The sequence below is a fragment of the Nocardia coffeae genome (assembly GCF_019890715.1).
Lineage (GTDB): Bacteria > Actinomycetota > Actinomycetes > Mycobacteriales > Mycobacteriaceae > Nocardia > Nocardia jiangxiensis.
In genome coordinates, this window is the sequence record NZ_JAINZY010000004.1 from 50,271 (window position 1) to 69,249 (window position 18,979).

16 protein-coding genes and 1 tRNA gene are annotated in these 18,979 nt (G+C 67.5%); 9 read left to right on the forward strand and 8 right to left on the reverse strand.

The window, feature by feature from the left end; translation table 11 throughout:
- Positions 1 to 6: 6 nt before the first annotated feature.
- The 4 genes from allB to K7711_RS17100 all read right to left on the reverse strand — a co-directional run bounded on the left by allB (position 7) and on the right by K7711_RS17100 (position 4,663).
- Entirely contained in the window at positions 7 to 1,350 is a 1,344-nt protein-coding gene (gene allB / locus K7711_RS17085; RefSeq protein ID WP_222970434.1) for an allantoinase AllB, read from the reverse strand.
- 314 nt (positions 1,351 to 1,664) lie between these two features.
- Positions 1,665 to 2,870, reverse strand: a complete 1,206-nt coding sequence (locus K7711_RS17090) for a glycerate kinase (protein ID WP_222970435.1) — start codon at positions 2,868 to 2,870, stop codon at positions 1,665 to 1,667.
- A gap of 2 nt (positions 2,871 to 2,872) precedes the next feature.
- Positions 2,873 to 3,757 carry a 2-hydroxy-3-oxopropionate reductase gene (locus K7711_RS17095; protein WP_222970436.1) on the reverse strand — a complete coding sequence of 295 codons (885 nt, stop codon included), beginning with the start codon at positions 3,755 to 3,757 and terminating at the stop codon, positions 2,873 to 2,875.
- Positions 3,758 to 3,850: 93 nt separating this feature from the next.
- The gene (locus tag K7711_RS17100; protein ID WP_222970437.1) at positions 3,851 to 4,663 is read right to left on the reverse strand and encodes a hydroxypyruvate isomerase family protein; all 813 of its coding nucleotides are present in this window, start codon (positions 4,661 to 4,663) and stop codon (positions 3,851 to 3,853) included.
- 307 nt (positions 4,664 to 4,970) lie between these two features.
- Here K7711_RS17100 and uraD point away from each other — a divergent pair, with 307 nt between their 5' ends.
- The 4 genes from uraD to K7711_RS17120 all read left to right on the forward strand — a co-directional run bounded on the left by uraD (position 4,971) and on the right by K7711_RS17120 (position 7,577).
- Positions 4,971 to 5,468 (forward strand): 2-oxo-4-hydroxy-4-carboxy-5-ureidoimidazoline decarboxylase, encoded by a 498-nt coding sequence (gene uraD, locus K7711_RS17105; RefSeq protein ID WP_222970438.1) that lies wholly within the window; start codon positions 4,971 to 4,973, stop codon positions 5,466 to 5,468.
- Complete coding sequence (gene uraH, locus K7711_RS17110) at positions 5,465 to 5,800, forward strand: hydroxyisourate hydrolase (protein WP_222970439.1); 336 nt, start codon at positions 5,465 to 5,467, stop codon at positions 5,798 to 5,800. The genes uraD and uraH overlap by 4 nt, the downstream gene beginning before the upstream one ends.
- A gap of 3 nt (positions 5,801 to 5,803) precedes the next feature.
- Entirely contained in the window at positions 5,804 to 6,712 is a 909-nt protein-coding gene (pucL, locus tag K7711_RS17115; RefSeq protein WP_222970440.1) for a factor-independent urate hydroxylase, read from the forward strand.
- A gap of 97 nt (positions 6,713 to 6,809) precedes the next feature.
- The gene (locus tag K7711_RS17120; protein ID WP_222970441.1) at positions 6,810 to 7,577 is read left to right on the forward strand and encodes an IclR family transcriptional regulator; all 768 of its coding nucleotides are present in this window, start codon (positions 6,810 to 6,812) and stop codon (positions 7,575 to 7,577) included.
- Positions 7,578 to 7,608: 31 nt separating this feature from the next.
- On the opposite strand, the gene K7711_RS17125 is transcribed toward K7711_RS17120, so the two are convergent.
- Both K7711_RS17125 and K7711_RS17130 read right to left on the reverse strand, forming a co-directional pair.
- Positions 7,609 to 8,310, reverse strand: a complete 702-nt coding sequence (locus tag K7711_RS17125; protein WP_235747356.1) for a Uma2 family endonuclease — start codon at positions 8,308 to 8,310, stop codon at positions 7,609 to 7,611.
- A 34-nt stretch (positions 8,311 to 8,344) separates the two neighbouring features.
- A complete protein-coding gene (locus K7711_RS17130; RefSeq protein ID WP_308014792.1) occupies positions 8,345 to 9,508 on the reverse strand; it encodes a LacI family DNA-binding transcriptional regulator in 1,164 nt (387 codons plus the stop codon).
- A 151-nt stretch (positions 9,509 to 9,659) separates the two neighbouring features.
- On the opposite strand from K7711_RS17130, the gene K7711_RS17135 reads away from it, so the two are divergent.
- The gene (locus tag K7711_RS17135) at positions 9,660 to 10,664 is read left to right on the forward strand and encodes a carbohydrate kinase family protein (protein ID WP_222970442.1); all 1,005 of its coding nucleotides are present in this window, start codon (positions 9,660 to 9,662) and stop codon (positions 10,662 to 10,664) included.
- Positions 10,665 to 10,833: 169 nt separating this feature from the next.
- On the opposite strand, the gene K7711_RS17140 is transcribed toward K7711_RS17135, so the two are convergent.
- Entirely contained in the window at positions 10,834 to 11,610 is a 777-nt protein-coding gene (locus K7711_RS17140; protein ID WP_222970443.1) for a hypothetical protein, read from the reverse strand.
- Positions 11,611 to 11,864: 254 nt separating this feature from the next.
- On the opposite strand from K7711_RS17140, the gene K7711_RS17145 reads away from it, so the two are divergent.
- The 3 genes from K7711_RS17145 (at position 11,865) to K7711_RS17155 (ending at position 16,318) form a co-directional block, all read left to right on the forward strand.
- Positions 11,865 to 12,569 carry a response regulator transcription factor gene (locus K7711_RS17145; RefSeq protein ID WP_051194541.1) on the forward strand — a complete coding sequence of 235 codons (705 nt, stop codon included), beginning with the start codon at positions 11,865 to 11,867 and terminating at the stop codon, positions 12,567 to 12,569.
- Positions 12,547 to 14,211: a sensor histidine kinase gene (locus K7711_RS17150; protein WP_222970444.1), complete on the forward strand. Its 1,665-nt coding sequence runs from the start codon at positions 12,547 to 12,549 to the stop codon at positions 14,209 to 14,211. Before K7711_RS17145 ends, K7711_RS17150 begins: the two co-directional genes overlap by 23 nt.
- Positions 14,212 to 14,296: 85 nt before the next feature.
- A complete protein-coding gene (locus K7711_RS17155) occupies positions 14,297 to 16,318 on the forward strand; it encodes a glycosyltransferase family 39 protein (RefSeq protein ID WP_222970445.1) in 2,022 nt (673 codons plus the stop codon).
- 252 nt (positions 16,319 to 16,570) lie between these two features.
- Here the strand turns inward: K7711_RS17155 and K7711_RS17160 are convergent.
- Positions 16,571 to 16,643, reverse strand: a tRNA-Gly gene (locus K7711_RS17160).
- Between the two features lie 201 nt (positions 16,644 to 16,844).
- Here K7711_RS17160 and K7711_RS17165 point away from each other — a divergent pair.
- Entirely contained in the window at positions 16,845 to 18,905 is a 2,061-nt protein-coding gene (locus K7711_RS17165; RefSeq protein WP_222970446.1) for an ArnT family glycosyltransferase, read from the forward strand.
- Positions 18,906 to 18,979: the final 74 nt, after the last annotated feature.

Genomic DNA, 18,979 nt, shown 5'->3' on the forward strand with positions numbered 1-18,979 from the left:
GATACCTCATTTCTGCAGCAGACGGCCGCGGGGACGGCCGCCGGTGATCTGTTCGCCACGCAGCCAGGTGGATCGGACGACGCTGCGCAGTGTGCGTCCGTGGTAGGCGGAGATCGGATTGCGGTGCCGTAATTCGGCCGCGTCGACGACGAACTCCTCGTGTGGGGCGAAGACGCAGAAGTCCGCGTCCGCGCCGATCGCTATGCGGCCCTTACGTTCCAGGCCGACCAGGTCCGCAGGCGCGGTGGCCATCCAGCGGGCCAGATCGACCAGATCGACCCAATCGGGAGAGGCCGTCCACACCGCGGGCAGACCAACCTGCAAGCCTGCGATCCCGCCCCATGCCTGGCCGAAATCTCCGTCACCAGCACGTTTGAGCGCCACCGTACTCGGTGAGTGATCGCTGACGATGCAGTCGATGACGTTGTCGCGCAATCCGTTCCACAGATTCCGCTGATTCGCCCGGTCGCGGATCGGCGGACAGCACTTGAATTCGGTTGCGCCGTCCGGAATCTCCTCGGCGCACAGGGACAGATAGTGCGGACAGGTCTCGGCGGTGATCCGCACGCCCCGCGATCGCGCCGCCGACAACATCGGCAGGGCGCCCGCCGCGGCCAGATGCAGCACGTGCACCCTGGCGTCGTACCGTTCGGCCAGGTCGATCACGGTTGCGATGGCGCGGGTCTCCGCCTCGGCGGGGCGGGAGGCGAGGAAATCGGCGTACACGGGGCCGTGCGGCGCGGGCGCGGCATCGATGACGTCCGGATCCTCCGCGTGCACGATCAGCAGCGCGTCGAGTTCGGCGACGGCGCGCACCGCGGCCTCGAGCTGCGCCGGGTTCAGGTGACAGAACTCCTCGACGCCCGAGGGCAGCAGAAAAGCCTTGAATCCGAACACCCCGGCATCCGCCAGCTCGCCCATATCGGCGAGATTGCTGCCGACCGCGCCACCCCAGAATCCCACGTCGATACAGCACTGCGCCGCGGCGGCGTCCTGCTTCTCGCGCAACGCCGCCACGCTCACCGTCGCCGGAATACTGTTGAGCGGCATATCGATCAGCGTCGTGACCCCGCCCGCCGCCGCAGCGCGAGTAGCGGTGGCGAAGCCCTCCCATTCGGTGCGGCCGGGTTCGTTCACATGCACGTGGCTGTCGACCAGTCCCGGCAGCAGCGCCGCATCGTCGGGAATCTCCACGACCTCGCGCGCAGTGGGCACCGCCTCGTACGGGGCGATATCGACGATCCGTCCCGCCCGAACCGCCACCGACGCCGCGACCTCACCCGCGGGCGTGATCACTCGACGTGCGCGGAAGACAATGTCGGCGTGTGGTTTCGGTGCGTTGATGCTCACGAGGACTCCTGAATTTCTGGAGTGGGCGGATTGTTTCGCGGGATGCCGGGCTTGTGGATGATGGTCCGTGACTCGGACTTCACAGCGCTGCTGCGAGATCCGCGCGCTGTGGGGTGTCGCTGGCAGATCTGCGTGCTGTGGGTTGTGTCTGCTGGATGCACAGGCGGTCTGGTTGGTGTGGATTCAGGGCGGAGCGGCTTGGTGCTCTGGATGGAAGATGTGCTGCTGTTGGGTCCCGCCGGAGGGGTGGAAGTCGGAAACCCTCTGACGGCGTAGGGTTTCCGGCTTCCGCCCGGACGGCGGGGCGGTTCTGGTCACTGGGGCGAAGGCATCGGCGACCACGATGTTCCGTTGTGCCGTGGACCCGTCCCGGCGAGTTGTTCGCGGGCTATCCGCGCACCCTGCCGTCGCAGCAGTTCGGCGGCTTCGTCCTGGCAGCGCCGCAGATCCGGTTCCAGATCGGTCAGCGGATACGCCGCCGCGAATCCTGCGGCCCGCAACTGCCCGTCATCCAGCAGCTGCCGACCGGCCACGGCGATGGTGCGCACTCCCGAACGCGCGGCGCGGGATGCGACGCCCGCGGGCGCCTTGCCGTGCAGGGTCTGCGTGTCGAGCGAGCCCTCTCCGGTGATCACGAGATCGGCCCCCCGGACGGTCCGGTCGAATCCGACCAGGTCGAGCAGCACCTCGATCCCACCGGACCGGCGCGCCCCGAGCACCGCCAGCGCGGCGAATCCGATGCCTCCGGCGGCTCCCGCCCCCGGACGGTCGGCGGCACCGAATCCGGTGCGCCGGGACACCAGTCGCGCCCAATGCGTCAGGCCCGCTTCGAGTGCGGCCACTTCACCTGCGCTCGCGCCCTTCTGTGGACCGAAAACCGCGGCAGTGCCCTGGATTCCGAGCAGCGGATTGTCCACGTCGCTGGCCAGCACCAGATCCACCTCGCGGATGCGCGGATCGAGCCGATGCAGGTCCAGATAGGCGATATCGGTCAAGCCGCCACCACCGGGACCTGCGGGTCCGCCGTCGGCGTCGAGCAGCGCGGCGCCCAGCGCGGCGAGTAATCCGGCCCCGCCATCGGTGCAGGCACTGCCGCCGACACCGAGAATCACTGTGCGGCAACCGGTATCGAGTGCAGCCCGGATCAACTCGCCGACGCCGCGACTGGTCGCGGTGAGCGGCGCGAGGACACCGCCCGGCAGCTGGTACAGCCCGCAGGCTGCGGCCGCCTCGACCACTGCGACGGATCGGTTGTGCGCGAAGGAGGTTCGGATCGGCTCTCCGGTCGGTCCGGTGACCCGGACCGCGCGCGGGGAGAATCCGGCGGCGATCGCCGCGTCCACCGTCCCCTCCCCGCCGTCGGCCACGGGGACCCAGGCGATTTCGGCGTCGGGGCGAACCCGCCGGATTCCTTCGGCCAGCGCGTCGGCGACCTGCCGGGCGGTCAGTGATCCCTTGAACTTGTCCGGTGCCAGGATGATTCGCGGCGACCCGCCCGGTGTGCTCCCTCGCCGAGTCATGACTATCTCTCGTCGAGTCCGTTGAGCTTCTCGATCACCTTCAGCAGCGCCGAATGATCGAGTGACCCGAGACCTTGGGCGCGGCCCGCGGCGATGAGCGATGCGGTCAGCGCGGCGGTCGGCAGCGAGAGATCGGCCTGTCGGGCGGCGTCGGTGATGATGCCCATATCCTTGTGGTGCAGGTCGATTCGGAAGCCGGGCGTGAATTCGCGCGCCACCATCGACTTGCGTTTGCGCTCGAGGATGGTGCTGCCCGCCAACCCTCCGGCCAGGACGTCCAAACCCTTGCCCGCGTCCACGCCCAGTGCCTCCATCAGCACGATCGCCTCGGCGACGAGTGCGTAGGTGCCGCCGACGACGAGCTGATTGGCGGCCTTGACGACCTGCCCCGCACCATGTGGGCCGACGTGGATGTAGGTCTTGCCGACCACCTCGAAAATCGGTGTGGCCGTCCCGAAGTCGGCCTCGGTGCCGCCGACCATGATGGACAGTACGCCTTCCTCCGCACCGCCCTGGCCGCCCGAGACGGGTGCGTCGAGCACTCGGTATCCGGCGGCCGCACCCGCCTCGGCCAGGGCGATCGAACTCTCCGGCCGGATGGTGGAGAAATCGATCAGCAACGCGCCCTTGGGTGCGTGCGCGAATACTCCGTCCGGTCCGAGCACCACCTGCTCGACCTGAGGATGGTTGGGCAGCATGGTGATGACGATCTCCGCATCCTTCACCGCCGCCTCGACGCTGTCCGCGGACCTGCCGCCGTCGGCCTCCAGTCGCGCATAGGCTTTCGGGTCGAGGGTGTGGCCGATCACCTCGTGTCCGGCTTCGGCCAGATGAGATGCCATGGGAGAACCCATGATCCCGAGCCCGATGAATCCGATTCTGCTCATAATTGCTCCAATAGTGCTGTGCTTAAAGGTAATTCGATCGATCAGCGTCGATCGTGCGCCCGGCTCGGCTGCCGATCGTGCGGGCGCTGCGGTTCAGAGGGTTGCGTGCAACCAGCCGAAGCTGTCGGCGCTGGCTCCGCTGGGGATGTACTCCGCGGCGACGTGGCCGCGATAACCGGTGTCCGCGATCCTGCCCAGATACCGGAAGATGTCCAGGTCACCGGTGCCGGGTTCGTGACGTCCGGGGGCATCGGCGATCTGGACGTGTGCGATCCGATCTCCGTAGCCGGCGATGACCTTGTCCAGGTCGTCGCCGTTGACGCTCAGGTGGTACAGGTCCGCGAGCAGGCCCAGATTCCTCGCGCCCTGCGCCTCACACACCCGGTCGATGACCTCGACCGCATCCTGCGCGGTCCGCAGCGGGTAGGCGGGAATTCCGCTGACCGGCTCGATCAGGACGGTGCCGCCGATCTCGCCGAGTGCACGGGCGGCCACACCCAGATTGCGGATGGCCACCTCGTCCTGCGCGTCCGTGTTCCCGCCCTCGATGCGATTGCCGTAGAGGGCGTTGAAGGCCGGGCAGCCGAGCCGTCCGCCGATCCGTGCGGCAGCGGCGACGCCCTCGGCGAACTCCTGTTCCCGGCCGGGCCAGGAGACCAGGCCGCGGTCGCCGGCGGGCATGTCCCCGGCGAAGAGGTTCAACCCGATCAGCTGGACCCCGGCTCGTTCGATCGCGGCGACGAAGGCGTCGACCTCGGTGTCGGCCGGGTTCGCGGTCGGGAACGGCCACCAGAACTCCACCGCGCCGAATCCGGCGGCCGCGGCTGCGGCGGGGCGTTCGAGCAGCGGCAGTTCGGTGAACAGGATGGACAGGTTCACCGCGTAGGGCAGGGGGTGTCGTGTCATGCCGTGTTTTCTCCGTCTCGGGGCGTATGTCCGTGCGGTCGAATCCGCTGCCGTCGATCTCATCGGGCCGTCTCGAACGAGTTTCGTAATGTGGAATTTCACTTCCGTAATACGACGGTAACGCCTGTCGGGCATGGTGGTCAACACTTTTCGTGGATCCGGGCGAACCGTTGACAGGGTGTTGCGATCGGTTCTAGATTCTCGATAGTGGAACTTGAATTCCACAATGTAGAAGTTTTGGCGTGATTCGGTCGTTCGGTTTCCGGTCGCGATCCCGCCGGAACAATGGGACTCGGAGGTGTGGCGATTGCGACGACCACTGACGATGACGCAGCTGAACCAGCTGCCCGGCGACGATTGGCGGACCGCGCTCGGCGAGGTGGTCGGCCTGCCGGAGTGGATCGACGTGGTCGCCGCCGCGCGGCCCTATGCCGACCGCGCGCGCCTGCTGTCCCTGGCCGAACGTGAGGTGCTCGCACTGCGTCCCGAACAGGTGCGCGCCGCGCTGGCCGATCACCCCCGGATCGGTGCGGCCACCGCCCCCGGCTCACAGGCCGCGGGGGAGCAGTCCGGCGTCGACTCCGCCGATGCCGCGCTGCTCGAACGGCTACGGGCGGGAAATCTCGCCTACGAAGCCAGATTCGGACTCATCTATCTGGTGTGCGCCGCCGGTCGTACCGGGCCGGAGATGCTCGCCGATCTCACCGAGCGCCTGGACAACGAGCCGGATGCCGAAATCCTGGTCACGAGAAGAGAACTCGCCGCGATCGCACGAAAGCGACTGGAACGGGTGGTAATTCCATGACCCGTAGCGCCATCACCACCCACGTGCTCGACACGGCGGGCGGTCACCCCGCACGCGATGTCCCCGTCCGGCTCGAGGTGCGCACGCCCGAGGGCTGGCGGGAACTGGGTTCCGGTCGCACCGACCAGGACGGCCGCTGCACCACCCTCGGTCCCGAGTGGGTCGAGGCCGCAGATCATCGGCTCATCTTCGACACGGGCGCCTACTACGGCGACCGTGACCACTTCTTCCCCGAGGTGACGGTGACCTTCACCATCACCGATCCGCAACAGCACCACCATGTTCCGTTGCTGTTGTCCCCGTTCGCCATTTCCACCTATCGAGGGAGCTGACCCATGGCCATCCAGCTCGGGCCCAATCAGTACGGCAAGGCCGAGAACCGTCTCGTGCGGGTCTTCCGGGACACCGATCGGCATCGGATCCGCGACCTCAACGTCTCCACCGCGCTGCGCGGCCGGTTCGAGGACGCGCACATCACCGGTGATCAGCGCGATGTCCTGCCCACCGATACGCAGAAGAACACCGTGTTCGCCTTCGCCAAGCAGAAGGGTGTGGCCGCGATCGAGGATTTCGCGCTCACCCTCGGCGACCACTTCATCGGCGCCTGTCCGGGCGCGGACGGCGCGCGGGTGGAGATCGACGAGTACGCCTGGGATCGCATCCCGGTCGACGGCGTGCCGCACGACCACTCCTTCGTGCGGACCGGCGGCGGGGTGCGCACGACGGTGGTCAATATCGACGGCGCCGGACCGGATCGGCGGGCGCACGTGGTGTCCGGGATCAAGGATCTGGTGGTGCTGAAGTCGACCGGTTCGGAATTCCACGGGTTCTTCCAGGACGAATACACCACCCTGGAACCGACCACCGATCGGATCATGGCGACCTCCCTGGTCGCGCGCTGGCGATACAACCCCACCGGTGCGATCGACTGGGACGGGAGCTTCGACTCGATTCGCTCGATCCTGTTGCGGGAGTTCGCGGTTGTGCACTCCTACGCGCTGCAACAGACCCTCTACAGCATGGGGCGCGCGGTACTCGAACAGCATCCGGACGTCGCCGAGATCCGCTTCTCGGCCCCGAACAAGCACCACTTCCAATACGACCTGGAGCGTTTCGGCGTGGACAATCCGGGTGAGGTGTTCATCGCCGCGGACCGGCCCTACGGATTGATCGAAGCCACCGTCGAGCGCGACGACGCACCGGATCCCGGCCGGGCCTGGCACGGCATTCCAGGTTTCTGCTGAGCGGTGGTTCGCAGGGCCCTCTAGACCGACCCGAGCTTCCGAATGGCGGAATTCGCTGCCAAGATGGTGGAAATACCTATCGAGGAGGAGCGACGCCGTGACCGAGACGCAGACGCGGACCAGTGGCGGTGTGCAGTCCGTCGATCGGGCTTTCGAGCTGCTGGAGTTGGTGGCCGACGCCGGTGGGGAGGCGACGCTGTCCCAGCTCGCGGAGGTTTCCGGGCTGCCGCAGCCGACCATTCATCGGCTGTTGCGCACGCTCATCTCCGGCGGATACGTCCGGCAGCAGCCCTCGCGGCGATACTCGTTGGGGCCCAGGCTGATTCGGCTCGGCGAGACGGCCAGCCGGGTGCTGGGCGCCTCGGCTCGCCCGCATCTGACGCGGCTGCGGGATCTGACCGGGGAAACCTCCAATATGGCCGTGCTGGACGGAGATCAGGTGGTCTACGTCGCGCAGGTGCCTTCGCCGCATGCCATGCGGATGTTCACCGAGGTCGGTCAGCGGGTGGACCTGCACTGCACCGCCGTCGGCAAGGCCGTGCTGGCCACCCTGCCACCCGCCGAGGTCGATCGCATTCTGTCGCGAATCACGATGAGCCCCCGCACAACTCACACCATCACCGATCCGGCCGTGATCCGCGAGGAAATCGACCACATCCGTGAGCTGGGCTATGCCCAGGACGACGGTGAGCAGGAGATCGGCGTCCGCTGCTTCGCCGTGGCCATCCCCGACGCGCCGACCCGCGCCGCCCTGTCCATCTCCGGTCCCCAGGCCCGGGTCTCCGGTCTGGACATGGACGCCATCATCCCGATGCTCGAGGACGCCGCCGCCAGCCTCGGGCGAGATCTCAACGCAACCAACTGATTCGCACCCGCCGAGCCTTTCGAGCGGTATGTCAGTATTCGAGTTCGGTCCACGGGATTCGAATGGGGAACGGAAAATCGAAAGTGATTCCGTCGGAATCGAATTCATTATGCACTGAGCCGTCGTCGATATCGTCGGCGTCGGGTGCGCCCGATCGCCACTCCCCAGCGATAATGTAGTTCGCCGAATGTAGCGGTGTAACGCCCGCCGGCAGTTTCCCGTGGCCGGTTTCCAGTGCATACGCCCGGATGGTCTTGATTCGGCGGGGCGAGTGCCCCATCAGTACTTCCCAGTACCACGCGATGCCCGCGCGCGCGTAACGAGCCTTCTTCGCTTCGATGTCCCGATCGGGGTTCGAGGGGGAAATGACCTCTCCGGCAACGTAGACATCCGCTGCGCGGATATCCTGAAACTCCTGTTCGAGGCAGCGGTATATCAAGAAATCGGGAGTTACGTAGTCGGACTTCCCGGTTTCTCCGAAGAAGATGTTCGTTTCGGTCGACACTCGCCAGCAGTGGTCGAGACTGTCCTGCATATCTTGCCGGGCACAACGTCGCAGGCTTGACCACAGCAGATTCGTGAAATCCTGATGTTCCGCCGGACCGCGCCGTGCCCACACGACGCGCCCGTTCCATAATTCGATCTGGCCTGCGATCTCCTCGGGAAGAAGTTCGAGCTCCTCCCAGGTCATGAACGCCGGAAGATTCGGTGGTGCGACGTGTGGGACACCCATGCCGGTCATGATAACTGCAGGTCGGACTACGGTGTCAGCTCGTTTCGGGGGCGATGGTCCGCTGTGCTGGCTGGTACCTGCCTGGGTCATCGGTGTGGATGGGGCAGGGCTCAGCGGTGATTCTCGGCCCTGGTCGGGGGTCGGCCGGGATCTCGCCGGAGCCTCGGGGGATGAGCCGGGTGGGGATCACTCGGTGCTGGGGTGGGGACGTGTTGCCGTCGAGGCGGGCGAAGAGGAGTTCGGCGGCGGTGTGGCCGATCCGAGCGGGGTCCTGGGTTATCGCGGTGAGGGGTGGGGTGATGAGGTCGGCGAGGGGGAGATCGTCGAAACCCACCAGGGCGATGTCGTGGTTCAGGTGGTATTTGCCGATCGTGCGCAGGAGTGCGGTGGTGATCAGGTTCTGGGCGCTGAAGACCGCGGTGGGGCGGTCGGGGCGGGTGAGCAGGGATTCGGCCGCGGCGGTGGCGGCTTCGGGGGAGTGGAGGTCGGTGTGAATCAGACTGGGGTCCAGGGGGATTCCGGTTCGGGCCAAGCCCTCGACGTATCCCGCATAGCGGTGTGCGGCGGTCTGAATCGTGTGCAGGTCGCCGAGGTAGGCGATGCGGCGATGGCCCTGTGCGGCAAGGTGTTCCACGGCGCGAAGTGCGCCCTCGCGGTTATCGGCCGTGACGCTGTCGAATTCGGCCGACTCCGGTGCGCGATCGACGAAAACCACCGGGGTGCCGCGCATCTGCTCGTGCAGCAGGACGCGGTGATCGGCGCCGGCCGGCATCACGATGAGGCCGTCCACGCGACGGGACAGCAGGGCCTCGAGCACCTCGCGCTGACGGTCCGGATCCTCGTCGCTCGACACCGCGAACACCAATGTGCCACGGCCGTGGGCGAAATCCTCCACCGCGCGATGCACGGCCGCGGCGAACGGATTGGCGACGTCCAGCAAGACCAGGCCGATCGCGGCGGTCTTCTGCCCGCGCCCGCGCAACGTGCTGGCCGCGAGATTGTGCCGGTAATCGAGCATCGCGGCGGCCTCGGTGACTCGTGCGGTCAGCGCGGGGGACACCCCGGCCTCACCACGCACCACCCGCGACACGGTCTTGATGCTCACACCCGCCAATGCGGCGACCTCGCGCATGGTGGCGGCGGGTAGCGGCGAATCGGGCCCGGAGTCCGGTGCGCGCGGACCTGACAACGCTGACACCGTCTATTTCTAGCATGTCGGGGAAGTGTGATCTGCGCATATCCAGGGCGATATTCCGAATCCCTGGACGGGCCGCAGGCCGCTGTCTATTGTCTCTGACAACGTTGTCTTTTCCGTGGCGGCGATCGAGGTCGGTGAGGAGGTGTGCGAGGTGAACGGAGAATCCGGGGAGGCGGCGGCGCGAGGCGAGCGCATCATCGCCGTGGCCGGGGAAGCGTTGGTCGATCTCGTGCCCGCCGACGTCCCGGGACACTTCGTGGCGATGCCCGGCGGTAGTCCGACGAATGTCGCCGTGGGTCTGGTCCGGCTGGGTGCGCCGGTGCGGTTGCTCGCGCGGATCGGGGCCGGTGCGATGGGAAACCGGGTCCGGAACCATCTGCGGCACAACGATATAAGCCTCGATCACACGATCCAGGCGCAGGAGCAGACCTCACTGGCCATCGTCGATCTGGATGAGAACGGCGTGGCGCAGTACGACTTCCGCATCGATGGCGCCGCGGACTGGCAGTGGACCGATACCGAACTGGCCGATGCGCTCGACGGTGATGTGGTCGCCCTGCACACCGGCTCGCTGGCGATGACGCAGCAACCCGGGGCCGATGCCCTGCTGCGGCTGATCGAACGCGCCCGGCCCGCCGCGACGATCTCCTACGACCCGAATATGCGGCCGCAGTTGATGATTCACGAGCAGGCGCGCAGCAGGGTCGAGACCGTGTTGTCGCTGGCCGATGTGGTCAAGGTCAGTTCCGAGGATCTGGCCTGGCTCTATCCCGGACGTCCGGCACAGGACGTCCTCGCCGACTGGGCATGCCGGGGCCCGGCGTTGGTCGTCGTCACCCTCGGTGGTGACGGCGCCCTCGCCGCCACCGCCGAGAATCGCATGTCGGTGCACCGCCCCGGCCTGCCGATCGACGTCGTCGACACCGTGGGCGCGGGTGACGCCTTCTCCACCGGCCTGCTCGCCGGTCTGCATCGTCGCGACCTGCTCGGGGCGGATCGGCGAAAAGCCTTGCAGGCCATGGCGGAAACCGACGTGGTTCAACTCCTGGACGAGGCTGCGCTGATAGCAGCCTTGACCTGCACCCGCCGTGGAGCTGATCCGCCCACGACCGCGCAGGTCACCGACTTCGTCGATCGCGTGCGTCACCTGGCCTGATCCGCTGCGCCCGCTATGCAGCTCACGCCGGTTGAACCATGGGCGCCGGATCTGATGCCCTGACCGCCCTTGCGATTCCTGCGCAACGCAGTGCTCGGCATTGGACAGTTGATCGTGTGCCTTTCCGGGCTTCGTACCTGGTCGGAGTTATCGGTGCGGGCGGGGCGGATCAGTTGGTCGTCGGACCCTGTGCGTCCATCTGGGTTCCGGGCCCGCCGTTCATGCCACCCATGCCGCCGGGACCGAATTGGCCCGGCCCGCTGGGCATCTGGTTCGGATCACTGCTGTTGCTGCCGTCGTTCGCGCCGCCCGGACGTGCGGAGGTGCGGCTGTTGCGACGGCTCGGACCGCTGCCGTTCTGGTTGGCGCTGGGCTCGGTGATGACCGTGGCCGTCGAGGTTCCGTTGGCGTCGGTGGCCCGGATGCTCACCGTGTCACCGACTTTCAGACCGGACTCGGACTGCGTCGAGGTGTTGATGGTGTAGGTGTGGATGTACTGGTCGGTGCTCTTCGCCGTGATCGAATCGGCGGAAATCGCTGTGACGGTTCCGGTTTGCGTGAGTTCGGTGGCGTATCCGCCGTTGCCGTCGGAGATCACGAACTGTCCGTGCAGGGTCGGTGCGCCGATCGCGCCGCCCGCAGCGGAGTTCGCTCCGCCCGGACCGGAGGAATTCGCTCCGCCCTGGCCGCCGGGGCCGTTCATACTCCAGCCGGGGCCACCGCCGGGCCCGCCGAATCCGCCGTGCTCGGACGAATTGCCCGAGGCGGCATAGATCACTCCGCCACCCACGGCGGCGATGGCCGCGGCGATGCCGACCGTGGCGACGGTCTTGCGGGTGTTCCAGGTCGAGGGGGTGGTCTGCGGGGCGCCCCAGGTCGGCTCGGTGGGGGCCGGCTCGGCGTGTTCGGGCTGCTCGGGGCGCTGGGGCTGCTCGGGAGCGGTCATGATGGAAGTACTCCTTGGGTACGAGGGCCCGACAGGGTCGTCGGTGTTCGCTCCACCGTGTGCGGCGAAGCTGGGTGCGGGCTGTGCGCGCAGTCAGTGTTGGATATGTGTGCCCTGGTCAGGACGGTTTTCGGGGTCGGTGTACGTTTCACAGGTAGCGCACAGCCGGGACAAAGCCCGCTCCGAGCGGCGGGCGTGACCATGATGAGGTGACCGCTATGACCAGTGCCAATACCCCGACCGAACGCCCCGTGATGCGTCGCGCCGACGGCAGTCCCGTGACCGTGCTGGTCGTCGACGACGAGCCGATGCTGGCCGAGATGTTGTCGATGGCGCTGCGGTTCGAAGGCTGGGAGGTGCACAGCGCCGGTGACGGCCGCACCGCCATCGCCCGAGCTCGCGAGACGCGCCCCGACGTGGTCGTCCTGGACGTCATGCTGCCCGATATGACCGGACTCGAGGTCCTGGGCAAGATGCGCGCGGAGATCGCCCACCTGCCGGTCCTGCTGCTGACCGCCAAGGATTCGGTCGAGGACCGCATCGCCGGGCTCACCGCGGGCGGCGACGACTACGTCACCAAGCCGTTCAGCATCGAGGAAGTCGTGCTGCGGCTGCGCGCCCTGCTGCGTCGCACCGGAATCACGTTGCACGACAGCGGTGCTCAGATCGTCGTCGGCGATCTTGTCCTGGACGAGGACAGCCACGAGGTGACCCGCGGCGGCGACCCGATCACCCTGACCTCCACCGAATTCGAACTGCTGCGCTTCTTCATGCGCAATCCCAAACGCGTGCTGAGCAAGGCGCAGATCCTGGACCGGGTCTGGAACTACGACTTCGGCGGCACCTCCAACATCGTCGAACTGTACGTCTCCTACCTGCGCAAGAAGATCGACAACGGGCGCGAGCCGATGATTCACACGCTCCGGGGTGCGGGTTATGTCCTCAAACCTGCTACCTGAGCCACCCGCTTCCGGCGCGGCGGCGGTGCCGTTGCGGCGGCGATCGCGCCGACTGTCCGGCACCGGGTTCGACTCTCGTGATTCTGTCCGGGAGGACCCCTACCCCCGTTCCGGCCGCTGGTCCCCGCGACGCTGGTCGCTGCGACTGCGGCTGCTGGTCGGTCAGGTGCTGCTGCTGGTGCTCGTGGTCGTCGGCATCGGAGCCGCGACAGAGCTTGCGCTGCAACAGTTCCTGGTTCACCAGCTGGATTCGCAGCTGATGGATACCGAGACCCACGCGGTGTTCGACTCCGGCGGTGGCCCCAGCGTCGGGCACCTGCCGGACGACATCGCCGTGCATCCGCCGCCACATCCCCCGGAGTCCAAGACGTCCGGGCCGGGCCCGACCTTCCTCAACCGCGGCGGCATTCAGCCTGATTCCATCGGCGCTGTGGTCGCCGACGGAAAGGTAACGGCCGCAGGCAAAATCGGCTCCGACGGCAGTCAGGTATCGCTGAGTGACACCGCGAAGAGTCAGCTGGCGAACCTCGCGACCGACAACAAGCCGGTCACGATAGATCTGGACGGGGTCGGCAGCTATCGGGTCGTGGCGAGCCAGACCTACAAGCACACCACCGTCGTCAGCGGGCTGCCGATGGCCTCGGTGAACGCGACACTCATGCGGGGACTGGCCGTTTCGGTGATCGTCACGATCGTCGCACTGGCCGTCGCGGTCACGGTGGGCGTCTGGGTGATCCGCCGTGCCCTCGCGCCGCTGGATCGGGTCGCCTCGACCGCGGCCCGGGTAGCCCGGTTGCCACTGGATCGCGGGGAAGTCGAACTGCCCGTTCGTGTTCCGGAGTCGGACTCCGATCCGGGCACCGAGGTCGGCAAACTCGGCGCGGCCGTGAACCGGATGCTGGACCATATCGCCGGAGCGCTCTCGGCCCGGCACGACAGTGAGATCCGGGTGCGGCAGTTCGTCGCCGACGCCAGCCACGAATTGCGTACGCCCCTGGCCGCGATTCGCGGCTATACCGAACTGGCGCAACGGAACCGGGACGAGGTTCCGCCGATCGTCGCGGACGCTATGGGCCGGGTGGATGCCGCCGCGCACCGGATGTCCGGACTCGTGGAGGATCTGCTGCTGCTCGCGCGGCTGGATTCGGGCCGTCCGCTCGAACGTCAGCCCGTCGATCTGACCCCGCTGACCGTCGACGCGGTCACTGATGCCCATATCGCGGGCCCGGATCACCGTTGGGATCTGTCGTTGCCGGATCATCCGGTGATGGTGCTCGGCGATGTCGCCCGGCTGCATCAGGTCCTGGCGAATCTGCTCACCAATGCCCGCGTGCACACCCCGCCGGGCACCACCGTGGTCGCCGCGCTCGATATCGATGCCGACGGTTCGGCGGTGTGGACCGTGCGGGACGACGGACCCGGCATCCCGGCCGCGCTGCAGCCGGAGGTGTTCCAGCGGTTCGCCCGCGGTGACTCCTCGCGGTCGCGGCATGCGGGCAGCACCGGGCTGGGACTGGCGATCGTGGCCGCCGTGGTCAAGGCGCACGGTGGTGAGATCAGCGTGCACAGTGTGCCCGGCCGCACCGAATTCACCGTCCGGCTGCCGCTGGTCACGGCCGACTCGGCTGCTCACGCGGCCTGAGGCATGACCCCGCTCGCTCCAGGCTCACAGCAAGTGCACAGCGGCGACCTAGTGAGGAACCACGAATGGTCAGCAGGATTACAGCGTGACCTCGACATTGCTGGAACCTGTAGCCGCCCCGCCGGAGCCGCTGCCCGCCGCGAACCGGCGGCCGCAGCGGATCCGGCGCCTGAGTCTGGCGGCCCTGCTGGTCGCGACGGCGGTGTTGTATCTGTGGGATCTGGGGGCGAGCGGCTGGGCCAACCAGTTCTACGCCGCGGCCGTACAGGCCGGGTCGTCGAGCTGGCAGGCGATGCTGTTCGGCTCGAGTGACGCGGCGAATTCGATCACCGTGGACAAGACGCCCGGTGCGCTGTGGGTGATGGACATCTCCGCCCGGCTGTTCGGCTTCAACGCGTGGAGTCTGCTCGTGCCGCAGGCGCTCGAGGGCGTCGCGGCGGTCGCGGTGCTGTATGCCGCGGTGCGCAGGGTCGGCGGGCACTGGGCCGGGATCCTGGCCGGAGCCGTGCTGGCGCTGACGCCGGTGGCCGCCTTGATGTTCCGCTACGACAACCCGGACGCACTGCTGGTGCTGATGCTGACCGCGGCCGCCTACTGCACGCTGCGGGCGGTCGAGAAGGATTCCGCCGCTTGGTGGTTGCCCTTGGCGGGCGTGTTCATCGGGTTCGGTTTCCTGGCCAAGATGTTGCAGGCCTTCCTGGTGATCCCCGCACTGCTGGTGGTGTATCTGATTGCCTCGCAACGGTCTTGGCCTCGACGGCTACTGCAAGCCGGTGTCGCGGCGTTGGCGCTGGTGGTGTCCGCGGGCTGGTATCTGGCCCTGGTGGCGCTGTGGCCCGCGGGTTCGCGGCCCTATATCGGCGGCTCGCAGAACAACAGCGTGCTCGAATTGGCGTTGGGCTACAACGGCATCGGCCGGTTGACCGGAGATGAGACCGGCGGTTTGGGCAACACCAACTACGACGCCGGCTGGAATCGGCTGTTCGCCGACTCGATGGGCGGTCAGATCGCCTGGTTGATCCCGGCGGCGGTCATCCTGGGCGTGGCCGGACTGTGGGTGATCCGGCGGGCCCCGCGCACCGACCGCACCCGCGCGGCGCTGCTGGTCTGGCTGGGCTGGCTGGTGATCACCGGTGGTGTGTTCAGTTTCGCCAACGGAATTCTGCACCCGTACTACACCGTGGCTCTCGCGCCCGCGATCGTCGGCGCCGTCGGAATCGGCGCGGCGCTGATGTGGCGCAGCCGCAACGACATTCGCTCTCGCATCGTGCTGGCCGGGACGTTGCTGGTGACTGCCGCGCTGGCCTGGGTGCTGTTGCGGCGGACCTCGGATTGGCTGCCCTGGCTGGCTCCGGTCGTCGTCGCCGCGTCGGTACTAACCGCGGTGCTGCTGCTGGTGGTCGACAGGCTGCCCGAGGTCGCTGCGACGCTGGCGTTGCTGCTGGCCGTGGTCGCCGGTCTGGCCGGGCCCGCCGCGTATTCTGTTGCGACAGTGACGACCACGCACAGTGGAGCCATGCCCTCGGCGGGCCCGGACGGTGCGGGCTTCCCGGGCGGCGGCCACGGCGGACCGGGCGGTGGCCACTGGAACGGCGGCGGAAATGCCGACGGTGGTGCGAATGCTGCAGGCGGACAGTCCAATCCGACTACCGGAACAGGTGCGAACGCGCCCGGCGCCGGAACCGCGGCCGGTAATTCCCAGGCCGGAAATCCGGGAGGTCAACACGGCGGTCCGTTCGGCAGCGTCGATCCCGGTGCGAATGCCGTTGCGGCACTGAAGAACAACGCGAGCAACTACACCTGGGCGGCGGCCACCATCGGCTCGGACAATGCCGCCGGATATCAGCTGGCCGTGGACGCTCCGGTGATGGCCATCGGCGGCTACAACGGCACCGACCCGTCGCCGACCCTGGCGCAGTTCAAAACCTATGTGGCCCAACACAAGATCCACTACTTCATCGACGCGTCGGTGATGGGTGGCATGCGTGGTGGTTCCTCGAACAGCGGCAGCGAGGCGTCCTCGGAGATCTCCGCCTGGGTGAAGGCCAACTTCACCGCCCAGACCATCGACGGCACCACGGTCTACGACCTGACAGCCGCACAATGATCAGGAGGATGTGATGGAGATCCGCACCCGTTCCAGGCTTGGAGCGGGTGCGGATTTGTATTCGGGTGTGGTGCGGATTTGTGCCGATGTGCATGCGGTTTCGTCAGTGCGTAGGCGACCGCCTCGCAGGGCCTACGGCCATAGCAGCCGACAGGGCGACAAATACCGTCTTGACCCGGGATATTCACCGGTTTGGTAGCCGATATAGAAAAACGCCCCGAACTCAGGGGCGTTGTCTCAGAAAATACAGAGAGCGGATGACGGGATTCGAACCCGCGACCCTCACCTTGGCAAGGTGATGCGCTACCAGCTGCGCTACATCCGCATTTCCGCGTTCCCGCGGCGAGTAGAAACCTTAGCCCACCGAGCCGGGAAATATCGAATCAGCAGGTCACAGGGGGTGCTGCCGATGCATCGGCGGTGCTCGCAACCGGGCCGAAGACTTCACAGGATGCGCACAGGGCGGACCAATATCCGGCCCATCGCGGAATCCGAACATGGTAGGGACCGATGAGAGGACCAACCGATGACGATCACCGACGCGCCCGTCCACCGGGCCGCACCCGTTGAGACCGTCGAGCCGCGCAGGCGACCGCCGCTGCATCGCTGGCTCTACGGACCACCCGACCAACCGCGCTGGGTCCGGCCGAGCCTGTGGGCTCTGCTTGTCGTGGCCGCGTTCCTGTACTTCTGGGGCCTGACCCGCAACGGCTGGGCCAACGACTTCTACGCCGCCGCAGTGCAATCCGGCACCAAGAGCTGGAAGGCGCTGCTGTTCGGCTCGCTCGATCCGGGCAACTCCATCACCGTCGACAAGCCGCCCGCCGCCATGTGGGTGATGGCGCTGTCCGGTCGTCTGCTGGGCTTCAGCTCGTTCTCGATGCTGCTGCCCGAGGCGCTGATGGGTGTGGCCTCGGTGGCTCTGGTGTACGCCGCGGTGCGGCGCTGGAGCGGACCGGCGGCCGGGCTGCTCGCGGGTAGCGCGCTGGCGCTGACGCCGGTGGCCGCGTTGATGTTCCGGTTCAACAACCCGGATGCGCTGCTGGTGTTCCTGCTCGTCGCGGCGGCCTACTGCACGGTGCGCGCCACCGAGAAGGGCAGCGGTCGCTGGCTGGCGCTGGCCGGTGTCGCGGTCGGATTCGCCTTCCTGGCCAAGTTGATGCAGGCATTCCTGGTGCTGCCCGCGCTGGGACTGGTCTTCCTGGTCGCCGCGCCGATCACTCTGCGCAAGCGCATCGGCAAACTGCTCGGCGCCTGCGTCGCGATGGTGATCTCCGGCGGCTGGTTCGTGGCCCTGGTTGCCCTGTGGCCCAGCGCTTCCCGCCCGTACATCGGCGGATCGACCAACAACAGCCTGCTCGAGCTGGCGCTGGGCTACAACGGCCTGGGGCGTGTGCTGGGCGGTGAAGGCAACGGCGGCGGTGGCGGCGGTGGCGGCGGCACCATGTTCGGTGGCAGCACCGGCATCACCCGGCTGTTCGGCGACTCCTTCGGCACCGAGATCTCCTGGATGCTGCCCGCCGCGCTGATCGGACTGGTCGCGGGCCTGTGGTTCACCCGACGCACTCCGCGCACCGGACGCACCCGGGCGGGCCTGATCCTCTGGGGCGGTTGGCTTCTCGTCACCGGCATCGTGTTCAGCTTCATGCAGGGCACCATCCACCCGTACTACATGATCGCGCTGGCGCCGGCCGTGGCCGCGCTGGTGGGCATGTCGGTGATCGAATTGTGGCGCGGCAGAAGCAATCTCTCCGCCCGCGTGGTGCTCGGCGCGATGCTGGCCGCCACCGGAGTCTGGAACTACGTGCTTCTCGATCGCACCCCCGACTGGTATCCGGCGCTGCGCTGGATCGTGCTGGTGGGTTCGATCCTGATCGCGGCGGTGCTGATCGTCGGCGCCCACGCTCTGGGCCGGTTCACGGTGATCGTCGCGGCGGCGGGCCTGCTGTTCGGATTCGCGGGTTCGGCGGCCTACACCATCGACACCGTGGCGACCGTGCACACCGGTTCCATCCCGACCTCGGGGCCGAGCTCCGGACAGGGCTTCGGCGGCGGACCCGGCGGCGGAGGCTCGCACAAGCCCTCGGGCACAACGGGTTCGAACATGCCGGGCACGGCGCCCTCCGGGACCTCGCAGTCCGGTAGTGCACCCTCGGGCACCGCATCGTCCGGGACGTCGACCGGAACGAATTCGGCGCAGACCCAGCAGTCCGGCGGCCAAGGCGGCGGATTCGGCGAGGGTACGGACAACAACACCGCGCTGCAGCAGTTGATGAAGAACAGCACCAACTACCGTTGGGCGGCGGCCGCGATCGGCTCCCAGTCTGCGGGCAGCCTCGAATTGTCCACCGGCGCTTCGGTGATGGCGATCGGCGGCTTCACCGGCAGCGACAACTCCCCGACGCTGGCGCAGTTCGAGCAGTACGTGGCCGACGGCGACATCCACTACTTCATCGCGGGCGGCCACGGTGGCCCCGGCGGCGACTCCGGAGTGGCGTCCCAGATCACGACCTGGGTCGAGCAGCACTACACCGCGACCACGGTCGGCGGCACCACGGTCTACGACCTGACCAAGCCGATCTCCTGACCGATTCGTCGGTGGTCCCGAAACACGGGCCCGGAAATATCAGGCATTCACCTGATTTTTCCGGGCCCGTTCCG